Origin of the sequence: Perspicuibacillus lycopersici (assembly GCF_025660475.1) — a bacterium.
Lineage (GTDB): Bacteria > Bacillota > Bacilli > Bacillales > Caldibacillaceae > Perspicuibacillus > Perspicuibacillus lycopersici.
This window is the reverse complement of sequence record NZ_JAOUSF010000003.1, coordinates 262,198-288,876: the sequence shown is the minus strand read 5'-3', so window position 1 is coordinate 288,876 and position 26,679 is coordinate 262,198. Positions and strand designations below refer to the sequence as shown.

General features: G+C 37.2%; 30 protein-coding genes, 1 tRNA gene and 1 pseudogene. 25 read left to right on the top strand and 7 right to left on the bottom strand.

Annotated features, from left to right (window positions below; all coding sequences use genetic code 11):
* Window positions 1–61 precede the first annotated feature (61 nt).
* The 10 genes from hisZ to OEV98_RS09450 all read left to right on the top strand — a co-directional run bounded on the left by hisZ (window position 62) and on the right by OEV98_RS09450 (window position 9,037).
* Window positions 62–1,054, top strand: a complete 993-nt coding sequence (gene hisZ, locus OEV98_RS09495; RefSeq protein WP_263073036.1) for an ATP phosphoribosyltransferase regulatory subunit — start codon at window positions 62–64, stop codon at window positions 1,052–1,054.
* A gap of 14 nt (window positions 1,055–1,068) precedes the next feature.
* Window positions 1,069–1,713, top strand: a complete 645-nt coding sequence (gene hisG / locus OEV98_RS09490; RefSeq protein WP_263073035.1) for an ATP phosphoribosyltransferase — start codon at window positions 1,069–1,071, stop codon at window positions 1,711–1,713.
* Between the two features lie 8 nt (window positions 1,714–1,721).
* Window positions 1,722–3,011 carry a histidinol dehydrogenase gene (gene hisD, locus OEV98_RS09485; protein ID WP_263073556.1) on the top strand — a complete coding sequence of 430 codons (1,290 nt, stop codon included), beginning with the start codon at window positions 1,722–1,724 and terminating at the stop codon, window positions 3,009–3,011.
* On the top strand, window positions 3,008–3,592 hold the full coding sequence (gene hisB, locus OEV98_RS09480) for an imidazoleglycerol-phosphate dehydratase HisB (protein WP_263073034.1): 585 nt from the start codon (window positions 3,008–3,010) through the stop codon (window positions 3,590–3,592). The genes hisD and hisB overlap by 4 nt, the downstream gene beginning before the upstream one ends.
* A 13-nt stretch (window positions 3,593–3,605) precedes the next feature.
* Window positions 3,606–4,211 carry an imidazole glycerol phosphate synthase subunit HisH gene (hisH, locus tag OEV98_RS09475; RefSeq protein WP_263073033.1) on the top strand — a complete coding sequence of 202 codons (606 nt, stop codon included), beginning with the start codon at window positions 3,606–3,608 and terminating at the stop codon, window positions 4,209–4,211.
* A complete protein-coding gene (gene hisA / locus OEV98_RS09470) occupies window positions 4,208–4,924 on the top strand; it encodes a 1-(5-phosphoribosyl)-5-[(5-phosphoribosylamino)methylideneamino]imidazole-4-carboxamide isomerase (protein WP_263073032.1) in 717 nt (238 codons plus the stop codon). The genes hisH and hisA overlap by 4 nt, the downstream gene beginning before the upstream one ends.
* A complete protein-coding gene (gene hisF, locus OEV98_RS09465) occupies window positions 4,918–5,679 on the top strand; it encodes an imidazole glycerol phosphate synthase subunit HisF (protein ID WP_263073031.1) in 762 nt (253 codons plus the stop codon). The genes hisA and hisF overlap by 7 nt, the downstream gene beginning before the upstream one ends.
* A 2-nt stretch (window positions 5,680–5,681) precedes the next feature.
* Window positions 5,682–6,323 carry a bifunctional phosphoribosyl-AMP cyclohydrolase/phosphoribosyl-ATP diphosphatase HisIE gene (gene hisIE, locus OEV98_RS09460; protein WP_263073030.1) on the top strand — a complete coding sequence of 214 codons (642 nt, stop codon included), beginning with the start codon at window positions 5,682–5,684 and terminating at the stop codon, window positions 6,321–6,323.
* A gap of 14 nt (window positions 6,324–6,337) precedes the next feature.
* Window positions 6,338–7,399: a histidinol-phosphate transaminase gene (gene hisC, locus OEV98_RS09455; protein ID WP_263073029.1), complete on the top strand. Its 1,062-nt coding sequence runs from the start codon at window positions 6,338–6,340 to the stop codon at window positions 7,397–7,399.
* 111 nt (window positions 7,400–7,510) lie between these two features.
* The gene (locus OEV98_RS09450) at window positions 7,511–9,037 is read left to right on the top strand and encodes an aldehyde dehydrogenase family protein (protein ID WP_263073028.1); all 1,527 of its coding nucleotides are present in this window, start codon (window positions 7,511–7,513) and stop codon (window positions 9,035–9,037) included.
* A 353-nt stretch (window positions 9,038–9,390) separates the two neighbouring features.
* On the opposite strand, the gene OEV98_RS09445 is transcribed toward OEV98_RS09450, so the two are convergent.
* Window positions 9,391–9,711, bottom strand: coding sequence for a YciI family protein (locus tag OEV98_RS09445; protein ID WP_263073027.1), 321 nt, complete (start codon window positions 9,709–9,711; stop codon window positions 9,391–9,393).
* 179 nt (window positions 9,712–9,890) lie between these two features.
* The gene (locus tag OEV98_RS09440; RefSeq protein ID WP_263073026.1) at window positions 9,891–10,364 is read right to left on the bottom strand and encodes a GNAT family N-acetyltransferase; all 474 of its coding nucleotides are present in this window, start codon (window positions 10,362–10,364) and stop codon (window positions 9,891–9,893) included.
* A gap of 548 nt (window positions 10,365–10,912) precedes the next feature.
* Between OEV98_RS09440 and OEV98_RS09435 the strand changes: the two genes are divergently transcribed.
* The 4 genes from OEV98_RS09435 (at window position 10,913) to OEV98_RS09420 (ending at window position 12,847) form a co-directional block, all read left to right on the top strand.
* A complete protein-coding gene (locus OEV98_RS09435) occupies window positions 10,913–12,172 on the top strand; it encodes a Y-family DNA polymerase (RefSeq protein WP_263073025.1) in 1,260 nt (419 codons plus the stop codon).
* 48 nt (window positions 12,173–12,220) lie between these two features.
* Window positions 12,221–12,559 (top strand): YolD-like family protein, encoded by a 339-nt coding sequence (locus tag OEV98_RS09430; RefSeq protein WP_263073024.1) that lies wholly within the window; start codon window positions 12,221–12,223, stop codon window positions 12,557–12,559.
* A gap of 88 nt (window positions 12,560–12,647) precedes the next feature.
* Entirely contained in the window at window positions 12,648–12,782 is a 135-nt protein-coding gene (locus tag OEV98_RS09425; RefSeq protein ID WP_263073023.1) for a hypothetical protein, read from the top strand.
* Window positions 12,759–12,847: transfer RNA gene (locus OEV98_RS09420), tRNA-Ser, on the top strand. Before OEV98_RS09425 ends, OEV98_RS09420 begins: the two co-directional genes overlap by 24 nt.
* A gap of 62 nt (window positions 12,848–12,909) precedes the next feature.
* On the opposite strand, the gene OEV98_RS09415 is transcribed toward OEV98_RS09420, so the two are convergent.
* Both OEV98_RS09415 and OEV98_RS09410 read right to left on the bottom strand, forming a co-directional pair.
* Window positions 12,910–13,821: an alpha/beta hydrolase gene (locus OEV98_RS09415; RefSeq protein WP_263073022.1), complete on the bottom strand. Its 912-nt coding sequence runs from the start codon at window positions 13,819–13,821 to the stop codon at window positions 12,910–12,912.
* Window positions 13,822–13,906: 85 nt separating this feature from the next.
* Window positions 13,907–14,038, bottom strand: a complete 132-nt coding sequence (locus tag OEV98_RS09410) for a hypothetical protein (protein WP_263073021.1) — start codon at window positions 14,036–14,038, stop codon at window positions 13,907–13,909.
* Between the two features lie 223 nt (window positions 14,039–14,261).
* Here OEV98_RS09410 and OEV98_RS09405 point away from each other — a divergent pair, with 223 nt between their 5' ends.
* The 3 genes from OEV98_RS09405 (at window position 14,262) to pepF (ending at window position 17,217) form a co-directional block, all read left to right on the top strand.
* Window positions 14,262–14,495, top strand: a complete 234-nt coding sequence (locus OEV98_RS09405) for a YqkE family protein (RefSeq protein WP_263073020.1) — start codon at window positions 14,262–14,264, stop codon at window positions 14,493–14,495.
* A gap of 35 nt (window positions 14,496–14,530) precedes the next feature.
* Window positions 14,531–15,214 (top strand): CPBP family intramembrane glutamic endopeptidase, encoded by a 684-nt coding sequence (locus tag OEV98_RS09400; protein WP_263073019.1) that lies wholly within the window; start codon window positions 14,531–14,533, stop codon window positions 15,212–15,214.
* Between the two features lie 188 nt (window positions 15,215–15,402).
* Window positions 15,403–17,217: an oligoendopeptidase F gene (gene pepF, locus OEV98_RS09395; protein WP_263073018.1), complete on the top strand. Its 1,815-nt coding sequence runs from the start codon at window positions 15,403–15,405 to the stop codon at window positions 17,215–17,217.
* A 73-nt stretch (window positions 17,218–17,290) separates the two neighbouring features.
* Here pepF and OEV98_RS09390 read toward each other — a convergent pair whose 3' ends face one another.
* The 3 genes and pseudogenes from OEV98_RS09390 to mciZ form a co-directional block, all read right to left on the bottom strand.
* Window positions 17,291–17,740, bottom strand: a complete 450-nt coding sequence (locus tag OEV98_RS09390) for a hypothetical protein (RefSeq protein ID WP_263073017.1) — start codon at window positions 17,738–17,740, stop codon at window positions 17,291–17,293.
* 124 nt (window positions 17,741–17,864) lie between these two features.
* Complete coding sequence (locus OEV98_RS09385) at window positions 17,865–18,794, bottom strand: aldo/keto reductase (protein WP_263073016.1); 930 nt, start codon at window positions 18,792–18,794, stop codon at window positions 17,865–17,867.
* Window positions 18,795–19,021: 227 nt separating this feature from the next.
* A pseudogene (gene mciZ, locus OEV98_RS09380) lies at window positions 19,022–19,129 on the bottom strand (Z-ring formation inhibitor MciZ); the annotation flags it as partial.
* A gap of 142 nt (window positions 19,130–19,271) precedes the next feature.
* Between mciZ and OEV98_RS09375 the strand changes: the two are divergent.
* The 8 genes from OEV98_RS09375 (at window position 19,272) to OEV98_RS09340 (ending at window position 26,509) form a co-directional block, all read left to right on the top strand.
* The gene (locus OEV98_RS09375; protein WP_263073015.1) at window positions 19,272–19,820 is read left to right on the top strand and encodes an NUDIX hydrolase; all 549 of its coding nucleotides are present in this window, start codon (window positions 19,272–19,274) and stop codon (window positions 19,818–19,820) included.
* Between the two features lie 4 nt (window positions 19,821–19,824).
* Entirely contained in the window at window positions 19,825–20,991 is a 1,167-nt protein-coding gene (locus OEV98_RS09370; RefSeq protein WP_263073014.1) for an endonuclease Q family protein, read from the top strand.
* Between the two features lie 141 nt (window positions 20,992–21,132).
* On the top strand, window positions 21,133–21,774 hold the full coding sequence (gene spoIIM / locus OEV98_RS09365) for a stage II sporulation protein M (protein ID WP_263073013.1): 642 nt from the start codon (window positions 21,133–21,135) through the stop codon (window positions 21,772–21,774).
* Between the two features lie 124 nt (window positions 21,775–21,898).
* Window positions 21,899–22,381: a ferric iron uptake transcriptional regulator gene (fur, locus tag OEV98_RS09360; RefSeq protein WP_263073012.1), complete on the top strand. Its 483-nt coding sequence runs from the start codon at window positions 21,899–21,901 to the stop codon at window positions 22,379–22,381.
* A 152-nt stretch (window positions 22,382–22,533) separates the two neighbouring features.
* Window positions 22,534–22,761, top strand: a complete 228-nt coding sequence (locus OEV98_RS09355; RefSeq protein ID WP_263073011.1) for a YqzK family protein — start codon at window positions 22,534–22,536, stop codon at window positions 22,759–22,761.
* A gap of 5 nt (window positions 22,762–22,766) precedes the next feature.
* Window positions 22,767–23,660 carry a site-specific tyrosine recombinase XerD gene (gene xerD / locus OEV98_RS09350; protein WP_263073009.1) on the top strand — a complete coding sequence of 298 codons (894 nt, stop codon included), beginning with the start codon at window positions 22,767–22,769 and terminating at the stop codon, window positions 23,658–23,660.
* 269 nt (window positions 23,661–23,929) lie between these two features.
* The gene (gene deoB, locus OEV98_RS09345) at window positions 23,930–25,117 is read left to right on the top strand and encodes a phosphopentomutase (RefSeq protein WP_263073006.1); all 1,188 of its coding nucleotides are present in this window, start codon (window positions 23,930–23,932) and stop codon (window positions 25,115–25,117) included.
* A gap of 87 nt (window positions 25,118–25,204) precedes the next feature.
* Window positions 25,205–26,509 carry a pyrimidine-nucleoside phosphorylase gene (locus OEV98_RS09340; protein ID WP_263073005.1) on the top strand — a complete coding sequence of 435 codons (1,305 nt, stop codon included), beginning with the start codon at window positions 25,205–25,207 and terminating at the stop codon, window positions 26,507–26,509.
* Window positions 26,510–26,679: the final 170 nt, after the last annotated feature.

The following is a 26,679-nucleotide window of genomic DNA, read 5'->3' as shown; positions in this document are numbered from 1 at the left end:
ATGACTTTATTTTAATAAAGTGATAAACTGATAAAGTGATAATTAGATAAAGGGTGATTGTATGCAACTACTGAGTCAAATTGTTCCGGAAGGTGTAACAGATCTGCTTGCGAATGACTTCGATCGGAAAGAGCAGTTAACAGTAAAAATAAAGCAGTTATTTCGAGAAAATCAATTTAAGCAAATACAAACTCCGATTTTCGAATATTATGATCTCTTTTCGGAAATGAAAGGGACGATCGAAAAGGATCGAATGATTAAATTAATTGATACGGATGGCAAAATCTTAGTGTTGCGACCAGATGCTACGATTCCAATTGCACGAATGGTAGCAACCAATTATAAGGATGCAGCGCCTATCCAAAAATTTTCCTATGTAACTAGCATATTTCGTATGAATGATGACCCGCAAAATGTTCAATCAAGAGAGTTTACGCAGGCGGGTGTGGAGTTATTTGGAAAAGCAGGAATCGAGGCAGATGTGGAAGTGATATCGCTTGCTATTGAGTCATTAAAGCAGGTTGGGGTCAAAGCTTTCACGATTGATATTGGGCAGGCGAATTTTTATAAAGCATTAATGGAACCAATTGATTTACCAATGGAGGAAATGGCGGTTATTGAGAAATTAATAGAAAAGAAAAATTTTGCCGAATTAACTGCTGCCATTGGGAATTTGCCGATTGGAATGGAATATAAACAGGCATTACAGACAATTCCTACGTTATGTGGAGAGCCGAAGCGAGTTTTGGAGCAAGCGTGGAATATCGCAGTAAATAATGAGATGAAGGCGGAAATCAGCCAGCTTAAAGAGGTGTATGGTCATTTAGTAGCGTTGGGCTATGAATCGTATTTATCACTCGATTTAGGACTAATTAATCATTTGAATTACTATACGAGCATTATTTTTCAAGGCTATATTCCAGGCTTTGGCAAACCAGTTATTTTAGGCGGTCGCTATGATTCTTTAACGAAGCAATTTGGCTATGATACAAAGGCAACTGGATTTGCAATCTATATTGATGATTTAATGCTTGCACTTCATAACATTGGATAAAGTGAGGAAGGTTCATGACTTACATAAATATTGCACTTGGGAAGGGAAGATTAGTAGATAAAACGATTTCCCTACTAAAGGAGATGGGGATTGATTTCTGCGAGTATCATTCCGAAAGTAGAAAGCTAATTTTTGAGGATCCGAAAAATTATATTCGAATCGTACTTGTTAAAGCGGTGGACGTCCCTACCTATGTAGAAAAAGGGGCAGCAGATATAGGGGTCGTTGGAAAAGATACATTGCTAGAATCAGGAGCTAATGTTTTTGAAATGGTTAATTTAGGCTTTGGTAACTGTAAATTTGTAGTTGCTGGTTGCGAACAATTAAATCTTTATAAAAAGAAATTAATTGTCGCAACGAAATATCCAAATGTAGCAAAGAAATATTTTAACCAACAAGGTCGGTCGATTGAAGTGATTAAATTAAACGGTTCTGTTGAGTTAGCACCACTAGTTGGTTTATCGGATTGTATTGTCGATATCGTAGAAACTGGAACAACATTAAAAGAAAATGGTTTGAAAATATTAGAGGAAATTTGTCCGATTAGTGCCCGCTTAATTGTGAATAAAGCAAGCTATAAAACAAATTTTCAACAGGTGAATACATTTCTCGAAAAACTACAGGCCATAATTAATCGGCTGGAGGTGAATAATCCATGATTAATGTAATGAAAGTTGATACGACTGACATTTCATCTATCATGAACGAAAAACTATTACGTCTGGAAGACTCCTATGATCAAATTGATCAAGTTGTTCGTGAGGTAATGGAGCAGGTGAAAACGTTCGGCAATCAGGCGCTTATTAACTATACGGAGCAGTTCGATGGTATTTCATTACCATCCATTAACGTTCGTGCGGAGGAAATAGAAGCGGCTGTTCAATTACTAGACCCAGCATTTGTAGCAATTTTGGAGCAGGCAAAATCAAATATTTTCGACTATCATCTGCACCAGAAAGAAAAATCCTGGTATGTAAATAAATCCGATGGGATTATTTTAGGACAGCAGATCACACCTCTTCACCGGGTCGGGGTTTATGTCCCAGGAGGAAAAGCTGCATACCCATCGACACTATTAATGAATGTTATTCCGGCATTAGTCGCAGGCGTTTCTGAAATTGTAGTAGTATCTCCACCTGGAAAAGATGGCAAAGTGAATCCTGCCGTGCTTGCAGCAGCATCACTTGTTGGGGTGAAAGAGATTTATGCCATTGGTGGCGCACAAGCTATTGCAGCCTTGACATATGGGACAGAAACGATCCGACCAGTTGATAAAATTGTCGGTCCAGGAAATATTTATGTAGCTCGTGCAAAAAAATATGCCTTTGGAAAAGTAGCTATCGATATGATTGCTGGTCCAAGTGAAATTTGCATTATTGCCGACGAGTCCCAAAATCCATTATTTATTGCGGCGGATTTATTGTCACAGGCAGAGCATGATGAAATGGCGGCAGCTGTTTTGATTACAGATTCATCGACAGTTGCAGAGCAGGTAAAGCTGGAAATTGAAAAGCAGCTATCAAACTTAGAAAGAGCAGCGATTGCTAGAAAAGCAATTGATACCTATGGAAATATTTTTATTGTGGAGTCAATAGATGCTGCCTTTGCCCTTGCCAATGAGATGGCACCCGAACATTTAGAGGTAATGGTCGAAGATGCGTTTCTTCAGTTACCAAAAATAAAGAATGCTGGTGCTATTTTTCTCGGAAAATTTTCCCCTGAACCATTAGGAGATTATTTTGCAGGACCAAATCATACGTTGCCAACGAGTGGAACTGCGAAATTTTCATCCCCACTAGGAACCTATGATTTTATGAAAAAATCAAGTGTCATTTATTATAGTGAAAATGAGCTGAAAAAAGTAAAGGATCAAATTATTGATTTTGCAAATCAAGAAGGGCTCGGTGCCCATGCAAATTCGCTTAGCGTCCGATTTGCTGAAGGAGGTAACAAATGAGAACGGCAACTATTACACGAGAAACCGCAGAAACAAGCATTAAATTACAGCTTTATTTAGATGGAACAGGAACCGCAACGCTACATACAGGAATTGGATTTTTCAATCATATGTTAATTTTAATGGCTAAGCATGGATTTTTAGACTTAGATGTGAAATGCAAGGGTGATTTGGATGTTGATTTCCATCATACGGTGGAAGATATCGGGATTGTATTAGGCAAAGCCTTTGCAGAGGCGTTAGGCGAGAAACAAGGAATTACTCGCTATGCGACAGCTTTTACACCGATGGATGAAGCGCTGAGCTTAGTTTCTCTCGATATTAGTGGAAGACCATATTTATATTTTGAAGCGGAGTTTCCGACTGAAAAGGTGGGAGATTTTGATACCGAACTAGTAGAAGAATTTTTCCGAGCATTTGTTAATCAAGCAGGTGTAACGTTACATATTAAGTTGCTGCATGGAAAAAACAGTCACCATATTATAGAGTCAATTTTTAAAGGCTTCGGTCGTGTAATCGATGAAGCTTCTACAATCGATACTCGGATTACTGGTGTACGTTCGACAAAAGGCATGCTGTAAGGGGGAATAGATGATGATTGCTATTATTGATTATGGGGCAGGTAATTTAAAAAGTGTTCAGCATGCATTAACGACGCTTGGACTAGCTTCGGAAATAACCGCAGATCCGGAAAAATTATATCAAGCAGCAGCACTTATTCTTCCTGGGGTAGGTGCCTTTCAAAATGCGATGGTCGAACTAAATCGATTGGGCTTGGTGGCGGCAATTAAAGAAAATGCAAAATTAGGCAAGCCAATTTTAGGAATTTGTTTAGGTTTGCAGCTACTTTATGAGAAAAGCTATGAACAAGGAGAATGGGGAGGCTTAGGCTTATTAAGCGGTGAAGTAATTCGCTTTAATACAGAATGGAAAGTTCCGCATATGGGCTGGAATAACTTAATCAAAGGAACGGAAAGTGCATTTGGCCGTGAAATTACTGCGGATGATTATGTATATTTCGTTCATTCCTACTATGTGGATACGAAAAATCCAGAAGAAGTATTATTTTGGAGTGATTATGGCTGTAAGTTTCCGGCCGTTGTGAAAAAGGACAATATTATCGGCATTCAATTTCATCCAGAAAAAAGCGGGGAGACTGGAATGAAGCTATTAAAAAGTTTTGGGGAGATGATGTTGTGATTCTATTTCCTGCAATTGATATTCGAAATGGGAAATGTGTCCGTTTAATTCAAGGGGACTACGGAAAAGAAGCGGTATATGGTGATCCATTAGAAATGGCAAAAAAATGGGCGACAACCGGTGCCCAGTTCCTTCATATCGTGGATCTAGATGGTGCTCTAATAGGGACTTCGCAAAATCTTGAAATCATCGAGGCAATCGTCCAAGTAGTGGATATTCCAGTACAAGTTGGCGGTGGAATCCGTTCATTGGAACAAATCGAACGTCTTCTTGCGATTGGTGTGAAACGAGTGATTCTTGGCAGTGCAGCATTAGGGAATGAGGAGTTATTAACAGAAGCGCTAAAACGTTACAGTGAATCAATAGCAGTTTCCATTGATGCAAAAAATGGATTCGTGGCAACGGATGGCTGGACGAAAACAAGTACAGAAACAGCTGTAAGCTTCGCCAAAAAGCTAGAAGAAAAAGGGCTGCAAACGATTATTTATACAGATATTGCAAAAGATGGTATGTTAGCCGGACCGAATTTTGCCGAGCTTGATGTGATGAATAACGCTACAAAGATGAATGTCATTGCCTCTGGCGGAGTTTCCACTACACAGGATCTTGCTAAATTGGAACAGCTACAAATGTACGGAGCGATTATCGGAAAAGCGTTGTACACTGGACAGCTTGATTTACAGCTTGCGTTAAAGGAAGTGAGTCCATGCTAGCAAAGAGAATTATTCCTTGTTTAGATGTCCGAGATGGTCGCGTGGTGAAAGGGGAAAAATTTCAAAATATTATGGATGTCGCTGACCCAGTAGTACTCGCACAAAAATATAGTGAGCTTGGTGCGGATGAGTTAGTCTTTTATGATATCACAGCTTCTAATGAGGAGCGCGATATTTTTATTGAAATCGTAGAAAAAACTGCCGAGCAAGTACATATTCCATTTACGGTTGGTGGTGGAATCCGGACAATCGAGGATTTCCGAAAAGTTTTAAAAGCTGGTGCTGATAAAGTATCGATTAACAGTGCAGCGGTGAAAAATCCGATGATCATCCGGGAAGCGGCAGATAAATTTGGAAGTCAATGTGTCGTGCTTTCCATCGACGCAAAGGAGCAAGCTGATGGTAAGTGGCATGTCTATATAAATGGTGGCAGAATCAATACTGGTATGGATGCCGTCTGGTGGGCTAAAGAAGGAGAGCGTCTTGGGGCAGGAGAAATTGTTCTCAATGCAATTGATACAGATGGAGTGAAAACGGGTTTTAGTACCGATATTACCCGGGACATATCGAAGCAAGTGAATATTCCGGTGGTCGCCTCCGGTGGTGCAGGAACAATGGAGCATTTTCTTGAGGTTTTAACCATTGGTGAAGCAGACGCAGCTTTAGCCGCCTCAGTATTTCACTTTGGACAAATAGAAATAAAACAGCTAAAAGAATATTTATACAAAAATGAAGTAAGTGTAAGGAGAGGTTAATGATGAATTTTACAATAGATACCATCGTGTTTGATGAAAAAGGGCTTGTACCTGCAATTATTCAAGATATTTATTCCGGAAAAGTACTAATGCTTGCTTTTATGAATAAAGAATCATTGCAAAAAACGCTGGAAACGAATATGACATGGTTTTTTAGTAGAAAAAGAAAACAGCTGTGGAATAAAGGAGAAACCTCGGGAAATAAGCAATTGGTGAAAAAAATCAGCTATGATTGTGATGCAGATACATTGCTTGTGGAAGTCGAGCAAATCGGTGTTACCTGTCATACTGGAGAAGCAAGCTGCTTCCATAATGAAATTCGTACGACCGAAGAAGTAGGCGCGTTTAATCGCGAGATTGTAAATGATTTATACGATTTTATCCAATACCGGAAAGAAAACCCAGTGGAAGGCTCTTATACGAATTATTTATTTACACAAGGAATTGATAAAATCCTGAAAAAAATTGGTGAGGAATCTAGTGAAGTGATTATTGGTGCAAAAAATCCTGGCAAGGATGAATTAATTTATGAGTTATCCGATTTAATTTATCACTCGATTGTATTAATGATTAATAAAGGGGTAACGATTGATGAATTAAAGGGAGAACTAACGAAACGGATGATGGCGAAACAAGCGAAGTAAAGTGAGGGATAGATGTGAGTAAATTTTGGAGCGAAATTGTACACCTGACAGATCCATATGTTCCTGGTGAACAGCCAAAACAACAAAATATCATCAAATTAAATACAAACGAAAATCCGTATCCCCCTTCACCAAAGGTGCTAGCTGCATTAAGGGAAGGGGCAAATGAGTACTTACGTCTCTATCCTAGTCCTACTGTAGATGAGCTATTACAAGCAGCTGCAAAGCAATTTGCTGTTTCTCCTGATCAAGTATTTGTTGGTAATGGATCGGATGAGGTGCTTGCATTCGCTTTTCTTGCTTTTTTTACTAAAGGGGAAGTGATTCGTTTTCCGGATATTACGTATAGCTTTTATTCGGTTTATGCGAAATTATATGGTCTTGAATATGAAGAGGTTCCATTATTACCGGATTTCACGATTCCAGTGGAACAGTTTTTTGATTCAGAGGGGGGCGTTATTTTTCCAAATCCGAATGCACCAACAGGCGTGTATTTGCCATTAGCAGCGGTAGAGGAAGTATTAGTTCATAACCCGAATAAAGTAGTTATCATTGATGAAGCATATATTGATTTTGGCGGAGAATCCGCGATACGGTTAATCAATCAATACGACAATTTACTCGTTATTCAAACCTTATCGAAATCTCGATCGTTAGCAGGTTTGCGAATCGGCTTTGCTTTCGGAAATAAGGAGTTAATCGAAGGATTAAATCGAATCAAAAACTCTTTTAATTCCTATACAATCGATCGACTAGCGATTATCGGTGCAGTTGCCGCGCTAGAGGATACAGTTTATTTTGCAGAAACGCGTGAGAAAATTATTTGTTCACGTGAAAAGGTTGCCGCACAGTTACAATTGCTAGGCTTTACCATCTTAGAATCAAAGGCTAACTTTTTATTCATCAAACACAATCTACTACCCGCAGAAGTTTTGTATACAAAATTAAAGGAAAAGGGGATTTTTGTTCGATATTTCAATAAGCCACGAATTTGTGAATACATTCGCTTAACCATTGGCAATGAGGAAGAGATGGACCGGTTTATTCATGAGGTGAAAGTTATTCTCCATACATAATAATGAATCTGTTTGGTATAATGGATGTATCAAGAATATCTGATACATCTTTTTTGTTTTCATTCAAACCAAATGTTCGGCCATTTTTTCGAATAAAGGAAGGTTCACTAGATGTCATTATTACAAGTAATTAACCCTGCAACGGGAGAACATATCGAGAATATTACGGAAACCAATGTCGCAGATGTTCCGCTTATGTATGAAAAAAGTAGAAATGCCTTTCAGAGCTGGAGCCAGCTTGCTGTAGAGGAGCGGCTGCAATATTTAAAAAAATTAAAAGAAGTAATGGTCCAAGAGATGGACGCGATTGCAAAAACGATAGTGAAGGATACAGGAAAGGTACCAACCGAAGCTTTAGTGGCAGATATTATGCCATCAATTGATGCCGTTGGTCATATTATCAAACATGCAAAGGCAATGCTGAAGCCACATAAGGCAAAAACTCCGCTTTTACTTATTGGAAAAAAATCTTATGTAGAATATATGGCCCGTGGTGTTGTGCTTGTGATTTCTCCATGGAATTATCCACTGCAATTAGCATTTGTACCGATGATTAGTGCGCTTGCTAGTGGGAATTCGGTTATTTTGAAGCCTTCAGAAGTGACTCCACTTGTTGGCAAATGTATCGAGCAATTATTTCAAAAGGCAGGATTTCCAGAAGCAGTTGTCCAGGTGGCACATGGAGGAAAAGAGCTTGGTGCAGCGTTCACTGCCGGGAACCCCGATTACATCTTTTTTACAGGCTCTGTCAAAACAGGGAAAATCATTCAAGAAGTTGCTGCGAAGCAGTTGATTCCAACGACGCTTGAGCTAGGTGGAAAAGATCCGTTTATCGTATTTGCCGATGCTAATTTGAAAAGGGCTGCCAAAGGAGCAGTATGGGCAGCGTTTACCAATTCAGGACAAGTGTGTATGAGTGCAGAGCGAATGTTTGTGGAACGAACTGTATATGATGAATTTTTACAGCTAGTAAAAAAAGAAACCGAAATACTTGTACAAGGAACAGATGAAAATGCAGATATTGGTTCGATGACATTCCCGGGACAGGTTGCTATTGTAAAACAACAGGTGCAGGAAGCATTGGAAAAAGGAGCACAGCTTGAATCTGGAATACATCCTGAGAAGTGGGATAAGCAATCGATGTTTATTAAGCCAATAATTTTGACCAATGTACATATGGATATGGAGATTGTTCGCGAGGAAACCTTTGGTCCAGTAATGCCGATTATTCCGTTTGATACGGAAGAGGAGGCAATTATCCTTGCGAATCAGTCAGAGTATGGCTTGAATGCAAGTGTTTGGACGCAAGATTCACATCGAGCAAGACGTGTAGCTCGCCAGCTTATTTCTGGTGCTGTTACGATTAATGAAGCAATTGTATCTGTTGCAAATCATTATCTACCATTTGGCGGTGCGAAGCATAGTGGAATTGGTCGTTACCATGGCGAACAAGGCTTGCGTATGTTTTGTCATGAAAAAGCAATCGTTATGGATCGCGGCAAACGCAATCAGGAAATTCAATGGTATCCATATAAAGGGACCTATTCCCAATTTCTTCAGCTATTCCAAAGCTATTTTGCGAAGAAAACTCGTTGGGGTACGTTTCTTAAAAGTTATGTACGACTGTTAAAAAAATAAAGCTTTTTTAAAACTACTGTAATGGTCTTCTAGATGGGACTGACATGGGCAGAGTATGTAGTCAGAACTTTGAAAACAGCTAGCGTGGTAGTAAAAGGAGACTTCAAAATAGATAATTAGTTCACTTATAGTGGAGAAAACTTGAAATCACAACACAAATTGCATAAGGTTTCGCAGTACTTTTATTACAATTATTTACACTTGAATTAACGTACAAAAACGCTTGGTTAGAAATAAAAATTCAAACCGGCGTTTTGTATTATGATATCTGAAGTTTAACTAACTTCAATAAAAAAATGCGTTAATCCTTTGGTTCAACGCACCCGTTTGTTGTAGATTACCTTACTTTTTAATTACTCTGTTAAATTTTCTTTAGTTTGTGGTATGTCCATCAACCAATTATTATTCTCGTTTGCTTCAATTAACTCATTTACTTCATATGTAGCATAATAACCCTCTTTGATAAATGGATCGCTTTCAACAAGATGTATTGCTTCATCAATTGTCTCACATATTAATATTTGCATAGCCCTATCATTACCCTTAAAGGGTCCGCAAATAAATAGCTTTGTATCTTTGGTTAAGTTTTGCAAATGGTTTACGTGTTTGTATAATAAATCAGTTGTTAGTTCACCTTTCTTTTTATCTTTTAAAATTGCAACATACTTCCTCATAGAATATTCTCTCCCTTCACCAATCAAGATCATTCGTTCATGTTTGTGATTATATTCATTCAAACTTTATTCAACTCTTCTGTTCTTTAACTCAATAAGCCTTAACACAGAAAAAGAGAACAATTCTTGCTGCAGAATTGCGCCCTATAACGTAATACACACTATATTTTTAGACTTCTTTAATTAAGGGTAAGAATAAACTCCTCCACATCTTCGCCACGTGCATTAGAAAACCCACTGTCCTCACCAGTAATCATGAATCCACCTTTCTCTAAAACCTTAAGAGATCCGGCATTGTCTTTCGCGGCACGAGCATAAAGAGGACGAATTGTAATGTGCTTTAGAAATTCCCGTAAAGCTTTTGTTGCGATCCCTTTTCCCCAATATTCCTTTCCAATCCAATAGCTAACTTCTAGCTCTCCGAACTGCTCGAAACATGAAATATGCCCAACCACATTCTTTTCGACCATAATCGTCTGCTTAATAATTTCCTTATCAGTAAGAATTTTGTTCCAGTGTGCAGCGAAGCTATCCCAATCACTGGGGTCTTTGCTCGTAAAGGCAGCCATATGGTTCGCTTCATGGTTCTGTTGATGCTTAAAAAAAATGGGAAGATCATCCTCCATCACATTCCGAAGCATTATATTACTCATCAAACTCCCCCTTTGTTATTTACTTTATTTTAGCAAACGTACGTTCCTATTTCAATGGATTTTCAGACTACTAAAAACCAATAATAATACTTTTCCTTTATCCGTTAAATGGCCCGATTGTTGAAAAAAAGCTAATGACGATTGTTCAACTAAACTGCTTCTTTCGTTTAAGAACAAGTTTTCACATAGTCTTTATTTTGTTCTAAAATTTTCCTAATTAAGATTTAATCCCATTTACCTTTTTTCATACTTTTTATCAATCCCATTGCGACCTACTAAGACTTAATTGTGAAATGTAAATTTTAAATGCTAAAGCAAAGACAAAGACAATTTATAATAAACATCAATAAAAATAGCATACCAATCACTATGCAATTTAGTATGCTATTTTACTTGTTAATTTAGGTTTTCTCCATCGATAGTGAACTACTTACAAAATAGAAGCTCTCCTTTTTTTCAAAAATTTTCCTATTGAAATCGAACGTATATTCTTATAAAATGAGGAATATACTAATAGCGAACATTTGTTTGTTGGAGATGAAGAATAAATGGTGGATTATCATAGCTTACCCCATCAGCAGATTTTATGTGTAGATATTAAAAGCTTCTATGCCAGCTGCTCTGCTGTGATGGCAGGGCTCGATCCGCTCACTTGTTATCTTGTTGTCGTAGGAGATAAGCAAAGAGAAGGGAGTGTGGTGCTTGCAGCATCCCCGCGAATCAAAAAGGAATTTGGCATTAAAACAGGATCACGTTTATTCGAAGTGCCAAATGATCCGCGCATTCAAGTAGTAGAACCTAAGATGGCTACCTATCTTCGGGTTTCCACCGAAATCACTCGCATGTTTCATCGGTATGTTCCGAAAGAGGCAATTCATGTATATAGCGTCGATGAAAGCTTTATTAAGCTGGATGGAACAAATCAGCTCTGGGGGGATGTATACGAGATTGCTGAAAAAATAAAAGATGAAATGGAACGGGAATTTCAGCTTCCATGTGCGATTGGCATTGGGCCGAATATGTTACTTGCCAAGCTTGCGTTAGATTTAGATGCGAAAAATAGAGGGATTGCTTTATGGACATATGAAGATGTTCCTAAGAAGCTTTGGCCTGTTTCACCATTACGGGAGATGTGGGGAATTGGGAAACGAGTCGAGAAAACATTGAATGGAATGGGAATCTTTTCAGTAGGGCAGCTTGCTAACTATGATTTGGCTAAGCTGGAGGCGAAATTTGGAGTTATGGGAAACCAGCTTTATCATCATGCATGGGGTGTCGATCTGTCAGAGATGGGTGCCCCGATTATGGATGGGCAAATTAGCTTCGGAAAAAGTCAAATTTTACTTCGGGATTATAAAATAGTGACAGAAATTAAACAGGTGATTTTAGAGATGTGCGAGGAAGTTGCTCGTCGTGCCCGCACACATAAAATGGCGGGAAGAACAGTAAATCTCGGCATCGGCTACAGTCATGAAGAATTAGGTGGGGGATTTTCCCGTTCGAAAACGATGGACGTACCTACCAATATTACGATGGATTTGTATCGGGTTTGTTTAGAGCTATTCGATAAATTTTATGATGGTCGTACGGTTAGGCAAATTTCCATTGCACTCTCTAATATTGTTCCGGATAATGTCCTGCAAATGAGCTTATTTGAACCAAATCAATGGAAGAAGCGGGAGCTTGGCTATGTAGTTGATCGAATTCGTGGCCGCTTTGGTTCGGAGTCGCTTCTCCGTGCAGTTTCTTATGCAGAAGGTGGAACGGCAAGAACTCGTGCGAAGCTAGTTGGCGGACATAAGGCGTAACGCTTATTTTTCGCATGATGAGAACAAATGGGAAAGAAGGAATGACAAATGATCCGTGATCGCGGGCGGATAAAATGGACGGCAATGATGTTGCCGGAGCATGTGAAAATGCTGAGAGATTGGGCAAAGGAGGAGGCGTGGGAGCAACCACAGGTGATCGATGAACAGAAATGGGAGTTAATGAATGCGACAATTGTAGAAGCACAACAATTAGAAAAAGCAATTGTTGTCCATTTTTATACAAATCATCATATAGAAACAGTCAGCGGCATGCTTCGTTCCTTTGATCCGATTGCAGGAGAAATCCAAATCATTGAACTACCAGGTACTATTCAATCGATCCGATGCAACGAAATCACTGATATCGAATGGATGGAGGAAGAATAGTCAAGAAGATACCTAGAATGCGTATAGTAGATTTACGAAAAAGGTAAATCACTATACGTGCATATTTTTTTAGAGGGGGTTAATATTTATGGAGCAGCATGAAGCGGACAAATTGATGACGCTAAGGAAAAAGAAAAAAATAATGACAAACGATAAGAAATTTAGTATACTATTTGTTGTTGCAAATAATTTAATATATGGAGAAGTACCCAAGTGGTTATAAGGGGGCGCACTCGAAATGCGTTAGGACGGGCAACCGTTGCGTGAGTTCGAATCTCATCTTCTCCGCTAAAGAAAATCCACCTGTTTGTTAAAAAGCAGGTGGATTTTGTGTATAAAATTTCCATTCATTACATCACATACTTCTGTAAAAACTCATCAATAGCCGCTTCATACTCTGTTTGATTTTCATTAAGCGACTGGGCATGTGTACCGTTTTTCGCCATCAAAAGCATTTTATCGCCACGCTTCTTATCATACAAATCTTTCGTCATATACGGGAGGATATAATCATCTTTTTCACTATGTATAAATAAAACAGGCTGGTCAATTTGATCTACAACAGAAATAGGAGAAACTTGTTTCATCGAATAACCATCCCGAAAACGTAAAAATACATTACCTAATGGTACAAAAATCGAAGCTGGCAAATATTTTATTTCACATTTCATTCGGTAACGAAGTAGCTCTTTTAAGTCTGAAAATGGACAATCAACGACATAAAAATGGGCTCGGCTTCCTTTGTCACCAGCATAAAGCAATGCAGTTGCTGCCCCCATCGATTCCCCATGAATTCCAAGCAATAAATCTTGGCCAACTTGAGCATATAACCAATGAACAACTGCTTGTAAATCATCCTTTTCATAATAGCCATAGCTTGTCGTTTTTCCACCAGTTTGGCCATGGCGCCGCTGATCGTAAATAACAACATTAAATCCACGCTTTAAAAATAAGTTAGCGTATTTGATTGAACTCATTTTACTTTCGGTTACACCATGACTAAAAATAACATATCGCTTGCTCGGATATGGATTAATCATCATCGTACTGATTTGGTAGCCATGAGGAGATGGAATCCACACTTCTTTTTTTGGTAATTCGGAAAATGTTGCAGGGTGAATATGCTTCAGTTGCATATCTCGCTCAATAATTTCTTGTTCCTCTTTTTTCTTTATATGGGTAATCCGTTCGGTAAAATAAATCCCGAAGGAAACAAGGGAGCCTAATAAAGCTAACCCAGAATATAAGTATTTTTTTCTCATGATTAACCCTCCAAACGAATGGATAAATAGAAAATGGCTGCTAAATATGCAGCCAAGTGAACGATAAATGAGAAAGCATACGTCTCTACTGTTTGGAATTTTGACGGTTCGTTGGTTGTGCTGCGTTTTCTAAATCCTCCACAGCAATTTGTCTCTTCACGGTATCGGCAGATGGCTTTCCTTTTTGGCTATATCCTTTTTCACGTTTTTGTGACATGGATTTGTTCTCCTTTCAAAAAGAATCATTTGTATTTTAAGGAGAACGTCTGTATTTTATTCTATAATACGACGATGTAGTTTCATAATCAAAATCCTTAGCCACAGATGTTTTTTATTATATGGTAAAATCAATAGTATATATCTACTTATATATATTGTAACGAGTGGACGGGTACACTTGCAATTATTTTAAAAGATTCAAAAATAAAGGAGTAATTTGTATGAAAAAAAAACAACCAATTAAAGATGAGGGACCATTGACATTAAAAGATGCATTAGGTAGTGATCTGCTGAAAAAGCTTAAGGAAACGAAGAAGCAATTAGAAGACTCTGAGGTAAAGAAAAAGGCAGAGGAAGCGGAACGGAAGCGGGAAGAACAAAGACAAAAGGAAAAAAATAAATCATTCGAAGAACTATTAAACGAGAGTGATTTTGACTGGAGAAAATTCAAGTAATTGGCAACGAAAAAATAAAAACATCGGGAGAATGTATGAGGGGAAAACATATTGGACAAATTGTCCTACTAACCATTTTAAGTTGTATTGCGTTGTTTATCATCGAACAAATTATTGAAGTGGGGTACGTAATAAAAACAGCAGCGAAATTAGTGATGTTTCTCATCATTCCACTAGCCTATATTACATTTGTTCTACGTCAGCCGATTTTAGCATTTTTAAATGTAAAGTCTATTGATATAAAAAATTTACGACTTGGTTTTATATTTGGCGTTCTTGCGATGGGGATTGTTATTTCCGCTTTTGTGCTTTTCCATAATTTTATTAACACGGATACAATTATCGATGATTTACAAACAAGATTAAAAATTACACCAGAAATCTTTCTTTTTATTGCTATATATATTACATTAGGGAATTCCTTGCTAGAAGAATTCTATTTTCGAGGGTTTATCTTTTTTAATTTATATAAAACGGATCATAAACTACTAGCCTATTTATTTTCCTCCTTACTTTTTTCCGTTTATCATGTAGCAATATTTGCCGTTTGGTTCAATATTTGGTTAATCCTTTTGGCGATGCTCGGACTTTTCCTAGTAGGTCTTGTTTTCAGCTGGCTAAATACGAAATCAAATAATTTTTTAAACTCCTGGCTGCTACATATTCTTGCGGACTTGGGTGTCATGCTAATTGGGTTTCATCTATTTGGCTTTTATTAATGGTTCGAGTAAGCTTTGCAAACATTTCCGTTTTGCAAAGCTTTTTTTATGCTGATTAATAGAAATAGTAAAAATTTTATTTAAAAATATTTTCATATTTTATTTTTTTCTATATAATGGATAATAATTCGAAAAACGAAATATTTTTCGGATGAGCACTACCATTTTTCATTAGGAGGGGATTTCAGATGGAAGAAATATTGACGAAAACGTTAAGCCGTTCAGAAGTTGCGGTCGAACAAACATGGGATTTAACGGACTTGTTTAAAACAGTTGCGGATTGGAAGGCAGAATTAGAAGCAATACAGAAGGATGTCCAAACAGTGGTTCAATATAAAGGGCATTTTACTAGTAATGCAAAAACATTGCTAGCTTGTTTGCAAGCAAGGGATGCTTTAAGGGAGCGCGTTACTCGAGTGATTACGTACGCATCATTAAATCAATCAGCAGATGGAACAAATCCAGAAAATCAAACGAATTCTGCATTAGCGGATTCCCTTATTTCTTTTGTGAATGCGAGCATTGCTTTTATTAACTCTGAAATTCTCGAAATGCAGGAAGAGACAATTTTGCAATATATGCAACAAGAACCAGAATTAAAAGAATTCCAGAAAACATTAATGGATTTATTTGAAACGAAACCGCACCGACTTTCTCCAGAAGCTGAGGAGGTTTTAGCAGCATTTGGTGAAATCCTTGATGCCCCATATATGATATATCAAAGAAGTAAAACATCCGATATGAAGTTTTCTTCCTTTAAAACTAGGGATGGAGTGGAACATCTACTAACATTTAATTCCTTCGCTTCCTATGAGGATGCTGTAAATCCGGAACTTCGAAGAAAAGCTTACGCTGCATTTGTGGATACATTAAATCAATATAAAAATACGTATGCAGCCACACAAGCGACAGAAGTGAAAAAACAAGTAATCGAAGCAAAATTGCGAAATTATCAATCTGTAACCGATATGTTACTAGCAGAACAACAAGTAACAAAGGAAATGTACGAAAATCAATTAGATACGATTTTAACCGAATTAGCACCACATATGCGTCGATTGGCGAACTTAAAAAAACGCGTATTAGGATTAGATAAATTCTATTTTTGTGATTTGAAGGCACCACTAGACCCAGGTTTTGAACCGAAAGTTACCTATGCAGAAGCGTCTAAGCTTGTGCTTGAATCAGTACAAGTTATGGGACCAGAGTATGTAAGCATTATTGAGCAAGGGCTAACGAATCGCTGGGTAGATCGTGCAGATAATATTGGGAAGCGATCTGGTGCATTCTGTTCAAGTCCATATGGGGCACATCCCTACATAATGATGACTTGGAATGGTTCGATGAGAAATACGTTTACTTTAGCACATGAGCTTGGACATGCGGCACATTTTACGTTGGCTGGTCGAAATCAACGAATTTCCAATACTCGCCCATCGAGATATTTTGTTGAAGCACCGTCAACTATGAATGAACGGTTATTAAGTGAACATATTTTATCTCAATCAAATAATGAACGGATGCGCAGATGGGTAATACTTCAATCATTAGGTACGTATTATCACAACTTTGTCACCCATATACTTGAAGGCGAGCTGCAACGACGTATTTATGACCTAGCAGACAAAGGGACACCAATAACTGCAAAAATTCTTTGTGAACAAAAATTAGATCTGTTAGAGAAATTCTGGGGAGATGCAGTGGAAATAGATGAAGGTGCTGGTCTAACTTGGATGCGCCAGCCGCATTACTATATGGGTCTGTATCCATATACGTATTCAGCTGGCTTAACCGCATCAACTGCTGCAGCACAAAAGATTTTTGCGGAAGGCCAACCAGCAGTAGAACGATGGTTATCTGCATTGAAAGCTGGAGGCACATTGAAACCGCTAGAATTAATGCAGCTAGCAGGGGTAGATCTATCAACGAAAAAACCAATTCAAGAAGCGGTTGCCTATGTAGGAGCATTAGTAGATGAGTTAGAAAAAAGTTTTTACAACTAAATAGGAATTGGCTAAATTCAAAACAAAAAATGAACCTTTCATAACGAAGGTTCATTTTTTTGTTTCATATGTATTATACTCGGCGAAATCCCTCTTGCTGAAGGTAGTTTGTTGCACCATTATAGGTTGTATACGTTCCGTCTAGCATTTCTCCAGCATAAATATTCCAAAGATCGAAGTCGTACACTAATGTTAGTGTTTGATTATCATCATTCACCCAAGTTTCTACAATTGGTTCCTTTTCGGAAAGCGATGCAATCGATTCACGAATAATTTTTTTTAACGCTTCCTCCGAAAAATCACGGATATTTACCATGCCTTTATGATCAAGCGGATAGCTGTTATCGTCTATACGCTCTGCATACACAAATCCGTTACCATTAGGATGAAGATGGTATACCACTATTTTTTTATCGGTTATGCTTTCTTCATAATGGAAATTCACCCGGTTAAGGGATACATCTTTTCGTTGTAATTCTGGAAAAGATTCAATTATAGCAAGTTTTTCTTCAAAAGTAAGCATAATTCCTCCAAATACGTATGTAATAAGTTTTCCTCCAAATTATACCACTATTATTAGAGAATATACTACTCCACAAATAGATAGAGGATATACACTTTTACTAGGTGTAATGAATGAAAGTTAATTAGCCTAAACGATGTTCTCTATATCCAGTTGTTTTTGTTAATTTTTGAACGAGCTGTATTTCTTCCGTTGTTAGTGGAGATGCTTGGCTAGATGCAATGTTTTCTTTCAATTGTGCAACAGAGCTTGCGCCAGCGATTGCGGAAGCAACAACAGGATTATTCAAAACATATTGTAAACTTACAGATGTTAAGGAACGATTGTTAGCTACCTTTTCCTTTAGTTTAGGGATAATATCATTTAGTTCCTCGTAGCTATACTCCAAATATCCATTTTTCTTAATCGCTTCTGAAGCTTTTGTTAGCATCGCTTCACTAAGCAATCCTCTTGCGAGCGGTCCGCGGGCAATGACACTAATTCCGTGATCATGTAGTAATGGCATTGCTTGTTCTTCTGGGCGGCGATCTAAAATACTATATTGCATCATGACGGAATCTATATTGGAGTGCTTGACAAATTCATGTATAACCGTCGGACGAATAGAAGATATCCCGTAATAGCGTATCAATCCTTCTGCCTTCAACTCTTCAAAAGCAGCGATTGTTTCTTCGATTGGATCTTCCATTGTACCGCCGTGTAATTGGTACAGATCGATATACTCGGTTCCAAGTCGCTTTAAGCTTTGTTTTACGGCTTCTTTTATGTAAGCTTTAGAGGCATCCCAATACCAGCCGCTTTTATCTTCTTTCCAACGGTTACCTGCCTTCGTTGCAATAATGACTTGATCACGTACATGTTTTAACGCTTTCCCGACTATTTGTTCATTCACACCGACATCATATAAATCTGCAGTATCGAAATAATTTATACCTGCATCTAGTGCGGTATGAATGATTTCTGTTGCATGCCTTTCCTCTGTCCCTAGTGACATGCAACCAAGGCCAAGCTTTGAAACGAATAGATCAGACTTTCCTAATTTTCTTGTTTCCATTTCGTGTCACCTCAACATACGTTTTCTTCATTTTAGTATGTACCGGTAAGACAAGCAACTATATAGAATTAGGAGTCTATAGATAGTAAAATTGATAGAAGAAGTTTAACTCCCCCATGGGAGTCTCCGTGTATTCATTCTGCTCTACAGTTCATTCAATATTTATTATCTCTAAAAATCACCAAGCCTTTAGAGAACAGCATTTGTTTTGAATGGACTCCGCTTTCCTGCTCTTGTGCTTCTATCCAATCGCTTACGTATTGATATTGTTTGGCGTATTGTTTTAATAGATGGCGAATTTCCCAAGCTTTTCCGGATAAGATAATTCTTTTCATAACAATTCCCCCAGTGAAGATAGCATTCGTAATTATATTTATCGAGGTTCCAGTAGATGTAGGGATTCTCATATATAGAAGTAAATAAAATATGGTAAACTATATGAAACTAAGCGATTAGATAGAACTGGAGGATGTATAAATGCAAATATTTGAAGAAAAAACGATAAGTAGTAAAAAGATTTTCGATGGAAGGGTTATCCAATTACAAGTGGATGAGGTGCTATTACCAAATGGAAAGACGAGCACGAGAGAAATTGTGAAGCATCCGGGTGCTGTAGCAGTTATTGCAATTACGGATGAAGGAAAAATGATTATGGTAGAACAATATCGAAAACCATTGGAACGTACACTAATTGAAATTCCAGCAGGAAAGTTAGAACAAGGTGAATTACCCGAACGATCGGCAGCTCGTGAGCTAGAGGAAGAAACTGGTTATTCCTGTACTGCTTTAGAACATCTTACTTCCTTTTATACTTCTCCAGGATTTGCTAATGAATTGTTACATATATACAAAGCAGATGGGTTAAAATTAGAAAACCGTTTACATACTGACGAAGATGAATTCGTAAATGTTTTAGAAGTAACCTTTGAAGAAGCACAGCAAATGGTGGCAGAACAGAAAATTTATGACGCAAAAACGGTGTACGCCGTACAATATTGGCAAATGCTAAAAACATTGGAGAAATAAACGAATGAAACGATACTTCGCAGATTTACATATCCACATCGGACGCACAAAATCTGGGCGTGCGGTAAAAATAACAGGCTCGAAAAATTTAACATTAACAAATATTCTGCAGACGGCGAAATATCAAAAGGGAATTGACATTGTAGGGGTAATTGATAGTCATTCTCCTGAAGTAATAGAGGAAATAGAAGAATTAATACAAAAGGGTTCCCTTGAGCCGTTGCAGGATGGCGGACTACTATTTGAAGGAAAAACGACGCTTATTATGGGAAGTGAACTGGAAATCTATGATTTATCGTGTAAAGGACCAATCCATTTATTATGCTATTTGCCTTCACTAGAGAAGATGAAGGCATTTTCAGCATGGCTTGCCACACAATTAAAAAATATTCATTTAAGCTCACAAAGAATATATACAACTGGAAGAGAATTACAGGAACAAGTGAAAGCACTTGATGGCTTATTTATTCCCGCACATGTATTTACACCATTTAAGAGTTTATTTGGTCGTGGAGTAGAAAAAAAATTAACAGAAGTTTTCTATCCAGATAAAATTGATGCAATAGAATTAGGACTTAGCTCCGATACGAAAATGGCAGACCATTTGAAGCAATTGCATCGCTATCCATATATAACAAATTCAGATGCCCACTCTTTACCGAAAATTGGCCGTGAATATCAAGCGTTATTTATAGAAAATGGTAGTTTTTCGGAATTGACAAAAGCACTTCGTGGCGAAGCAGGTCGGAAGATAATGGTAAATTACGGATTGGATCCATTGCTTGGAAAATATTATCGGACAACCTGTGCAAAATGTGTGACACCAATGACAGAGGAGATGGATAGATGTCCACATTGTGGATCAAAGCAGAAGGTTAAAGGGGTATCAGAAAGAATAGCAGAGCTTACCGATACAAATGACCACCCGGTACGTCCGCCGTATGTCCACCAAGTACCTTTAGATTTTTTACCAGGGATTGGACCGAAAACGTTGGCGAAGCTATTACATTCATTTGGTACGGAAATGGAAATTATTCACAATGCCAATGAATCAGACTTGTTAAAAATAATTCCCGAAAAAACAGTCTCCTACATAATAAAAGCACGTAATGGAGAGCTATTATTGGAGTCTGGTGGTGGTGGGCGCTATGGGAAAATCAAGCATAAGTAATATGGAAAAACAAATGGTTCGCTAGACAATCTTTTGTTAGGAGAAATACAAAGCGAAAAACGAGAAAACATTCCTATTATTAGAATACTTCCTTCTAGTAAATCATAGAATCTAGTAAGTTGATTGAAGGAGGAAGTAATGATGAAAAAAAGGATGCAGCCAAATTTTATAACAAAACATTTGCAAGAATATTCCTCAATCTATATATTTCATACGGTACTATTTTTAATGGGTGTTATATTTGGTGCAATTGTAGTGAATAGTTTAAGTGGTACACAAAAAAGTGACTTATTTTATTTTTTAAATGAATTTTTTGGACAACTTCGTCAAGGGGATTTAGTTTCTGCAAATAATGTATTTATCCATACGTTAAGCTATAATGCAAAATATATTGGGTTAATGTGGATACTCGGTATATCTATGATTGGACTACCTTTTATATTAGTGCTTTTATTTTTAAAAGGGATGGTTATTGGTTTTACAGTAGGATTTTTAGTACAACAAATGAGCTGGAAAGGGTTCTTTCTCTCCTTTGTTTCCGTCCTACCGCAAAATATTATTACGATTCCGGTTTTTATAGCTGTTGCTGTAATCTCCGTTACATTCTCATTACAAATGATCCGTAAATTATTTGTTAAATCATTATATCAGCCGTTTGGACCAATGCTTGTCCGATATTGTATGTTTTTTGGTGTTGCAGTTCTATTCCTTTGTGTTGCAGCGTTTATTGAAGGTTATTTTACGCCACATTTAATGAAAGGGCTGCTAAATATATTAAATTAAAGTAATAGATTATAATAGTTATTAAAAAATAATTATTATTAAATGTAATTTATTATTATTTTCATTTGCAACTCCCTAATCATTTGTTATAATGAATATACATTGCGAGGGAGGGGCTATCTTTATGGAAAATCGTCTTGAGAAAATCAAAAAGCAGTTACATACATCCAGCTATAAGCTAACTCCTCAAAGGGAAGCAACCGTTCGTGTGTTGCTCGAACATGAAGAGGATCATTTAAGCGCAGAAGATGTATACCTCCTCGTGAAAGAAAAATCACCAGAAATCGGGTTGGCAACTGTTTATCGAACACTTGAATTATTAACAGAATTAAAAATAGTAGATAAAATTAATTTTGGTGATGGTGTGTCCCGTTATGATTTACGGCAAGAGGGTGCAGCACATTTTCACCACCATCTCGTCTGCATTGAATGTGGTTCAGTTGAAGAAATTCAAGAAGACTTATTGGAAGATGTAGAAGCGATTGTAGAAGAAAGATGGAATTTTTTAGTAAAAGATCACCGACTAACTTTCCACGGTGTTTGTCGAAACTGTCAAACGAAACACGCGGAAGTTACTCCGTTGAATCCCGAAAAAACGTCTATTTAAATAGGAGACTATTAAAAAGCAATGACATTAGCCACCCTAATATCATTGCTTTTTCTTTTATATTTCAGAAAAATGGAATCGATAAGTATAAAACCTGTCTTCTCTGGCATAAGTTGTACTAATGATTATTATTGTTAAAGGTGCGAGAGAAGATGAAAAATTCGATTAAGCTAATTTTTAAAACGTTAAAGGTATTTCTTCTATTTACTGGATGTACGATTCTTTTTTATTATGCTATTATGTGGGTAACGCAAGAGTATCAAGACTATCATCGCTACGATGAACCAGATGGAAAAGCAATTAGTGTTGTTTCGGATGGAGCAAACGAGAACTATCATTGGTATAATCGACTATTACTGTTTTATTTAGATGGGGAGTAATTTGTGTGAATGACCAAATTAATGATTTTTTACATTTTTTAATTGTTGAAAAGGGATTGGCAGAAAATACAATCAAATCGTATAAACGTGATTTGATAAGCTATGCAGCATTTTTAAAACAAGAAGAACAAATCGTGCATCCTAATGATGTTCTTAGAACACATATTATGCATTTTTTAGGAAATTTAAAAACAAATGGAAAATCTTCGCGAACCATTGCTCGGCATATTGCATCGATTCGTTCATATCATCAATTTTTGCTTCGAGAAAAAGTGACCGAAAATGATCCGACTGTACATATCGAAACACCGCAAAAAGAGTTGAAATTACCAAAAGTTTTAAATACACAAGAAGTGGAAGCCTTATTAGTAGCACCCGATCTTTCGACTATTTATGGGATACGTGATAAAGCGATGCTAGAGCTTATGTATGCAACAGGTATGCGGGTTAGTGAATTGATCAATTTAAATTTAGGAGATATCCACTTATCGATGGGATTTGTTCGATGTATTGGTAAGGGAAATAAAGAGCGAATTATCCCAATCGGATCGCATTCTATCCAGTCTATTGAAAACTACTTACAAATGAGTAGACCGAAGCTCGCAAATCGGAAAAAGAAAAGCGAATCTTTATTTTTAAATCATCATGGAAATCGCTTGTCTAGACAAGGATTTTGGAAAATATTAAAGCAATTGACAGATAAAGCTGGAATTAAGAAGGAATTAACACCACATACATTAAGACATTCCTTTGCAACACATTTGTTAGATAATGGGGCAGATTTACGGGCAGTTCAAGAAATGCTTGGACATGCCGATATATCAACAACACAAATTTATACTCATGTAACTAAAACAAGATTAAAGGATGTTTATAGTAAGTTTCATCCACGTGCATAGTGAAAAATAATTTGTGATGATAGTATATTAGAATAATATTTTCTTGGAAATCATTTAGCCGATTTCAATTTTAGATTAGCTGCTATTTATAGCGGCTTTTTGTTGTTGGAAGGAAGAAAATTATATACAATAATAGTATTAGCCGAAAGTGTTCCATATATTACATATTATAGTAAGTTGTATCCAAAGCTATACTATAGGCGAAATAGATCACTTTGACTACACGATACAGCAATGGCATACATATTATTTTGAGGAGGAAATTGGTCATGAGCCAGTCTTATAAACGGATATTTTTAATTGTTATGGATTCTGTTGGTATTGGGGAAGCACCTGATGCTGAAAAATTTGGAGATAAAGGCGCAGATACTTTTGGTCATATCGCAGAAAAAATGAATGGTCTTCATATGCCAAATATGGCAAAGTTAGGCTTAAGTAATATTCGAGAAATTAAAGGCATTGAGAAAGCGGCACAGCCACTCGCTTATTATACAAAAATGCAAGAAGCTTCGAATGGGAAGGATACAATGACAGGTCATTGGGAAATTATGGGCCTTCATATTGAAACGCCATTTCAAGTATTCCCAGAAGGTTTTCCAAAAGAATTAATTGATGTGATTGAAAAGAGAACTGGTAGAAAAGTGATTGGTAATAAGCCTGCAAGTGGCACAGAGATTCTGGATGAATTAGGCAAGGAGCAAATGGAAACAGGAGCATTAATCGTCTATACCTCTGCAGATTCTGTTTTACAAATTGCTGCACATGAAGAAGTTGTTCCATTGGATGAATTATACAAAATTTGTGAAATCTGTCGGGAGCTAACGCTAGACGAAAAATATATGGTTGGTCGTGTCATCGCTAGACCATTTGTTGGAGAACCAGGTAATTTTAAACGTACAGCAAATCGCCATGACTATGCATTAAAACCATTTGGTCGCACGGTTATGAACGAATTGAAGGATGCAGGATTTGATAGTATTGCGATTGGAAAAATTTCCGATATTTATGATGGAGAAGGCGTAACGAAATCATTGCGTACCGTCTCTAATATGGATGGAATGGATAAGCTTATGGAAACATTAAAAATGGATTTCACTGGTTTAAGCTTCTTAAACTTAGTAGACTTTGATGCGTTATATGGACACCGAAGAGATCCGCTAGGTTACGGGAAAGCTTTAGAAGAATATGATGCGCGACTTCCAGAAGTATTTGAATTAATGCAGGATGATGATTTATTAATTATTACAGCAGACCATGGCAATGACCCAATTCACCATGGAACTGACCATACACGAGAGTATGTGCCATTACTTGTATATTCGAAACAAATGAAAGCTGGAAAAGAATTACCAATTAGAAAAACATTTGCCGATATTGGTGCAACAGTTGCTGAAAACTTTGATGTGAAACGTCCAGCATTTGGCACGAGCTTTCTTGCTGAAATATCCGAAAAGTAATAGGGGAACATAATTTTTTAACAATCGACAGCAGCAGTTTTATCTGCTGCCTGTCATCTACTATACATAAGCAGAAGGTGAATGATTGTGAGATTTGTTGATATTATTGAAAAGAAACGGGATGGATTGGAATTAACGACAGAGGAAATTCGTTATTTTATTAAGGAATATACCGAAGATCGAATTCCGGACTATCAAGTAAGCGCATTATTAATGGCTATCTATTTCCAAGGCTTGAACGAAAGAGAAATTGCCGATTTAACGAAAGCAATGGTGGAATCTGGAGATCAAATTGACTTATCAGCAATCCACGGAATAAAAGTAGATAAACATTCTACTGGAGGGGTAGGTGATACAACTACATTAGTATTAGGACCGCTCGTTGCAGCTTTAGACGTACCGATTGCGAAAATGAGTGGACGAGGATTGGGACATACTGGTGGAACGATTGATAAATTAGAATCAATTGCTGGCTTCCATGTAGAATTGACCAATGAGGAATTTATCCGACTGGTGAATGATAACAAGCTAGCGGTTGTCGGACAAAGCGGTAATTTAACACCAGCAGATAAAAAATTATATGCGTTGCGAGATGTAACCGCTACAGTAAATAGTATCCCGTTAATTGCGAGCTCCATCATGAGTAAAAAAATAGCTGCTGGGGCAGACTGTATCGTTTTAGACGTAAAAACAGGTGCTGGAGCCTTTATGAAATCGATAGAGGATGCAAGAAAACTAGCAGAAGCAATGGTAACAATCGGTAAAAATGTTGGCCGAAATACGATTGCAGTTATTTCTGATATGAGTCAGCCGCTCGGCTTTGCGATTGGAAACGCTTTGGAGGTACAAGAGGCTATTGATACATTGAATGGAGATGGACCAGAAGATTTAACGGAATTATGTTTAACACTAGGAAGTCAAATGGTGTTTTTAGCAAATAAAGCCGATTCTATTGAAGAAGCAAGGGAACTTCTAAAGGATGCTATACAATCTGGTAAAGCATTAGAAAAGCTAAAAGCATTTATTGCTTCTCAAGGTGGGGATCCATCTGTAGTTGACCAACCAGAAAAATTACCAAAAGCGAAGTATCAAATTGAGCTTTTGGCGAAGGAAGCTGGTTGGATTGAGTCAATGGTAGCGGATGAAATTGGTACAGCAGCTATGCATTTAGGTGCTGGTCGAGAAACAAAAGAATCGATTATTGATCTTTCCGTTGGTATTGTGTTAATAAAAAAGATTGGGGATCAAGTAAAGCAAGGTGAGCCAATACTTGTGATTCATGCGAATAGCGAGGATGTCGAGGATGTAAAAGAACTTTTATATCATACTATAAAAATCTCACCACAACCTGTTGCTGCTCCGAAATTAATTCATGAAATAATAAATAAATAAAATAACAAAGAAGAACTTTCCGAAAATTAAACTGCACCAAAATTGTTAGATACAAAACTAACAATTTTGGTGCAGTTTTTTTTTGTATAAAAAAAATTCCAATGGAAACAATGTATGGAAGAATGTGTAATTTTGCTAGTGTCAAAACTATGAAAAGCAAATATTTTGTG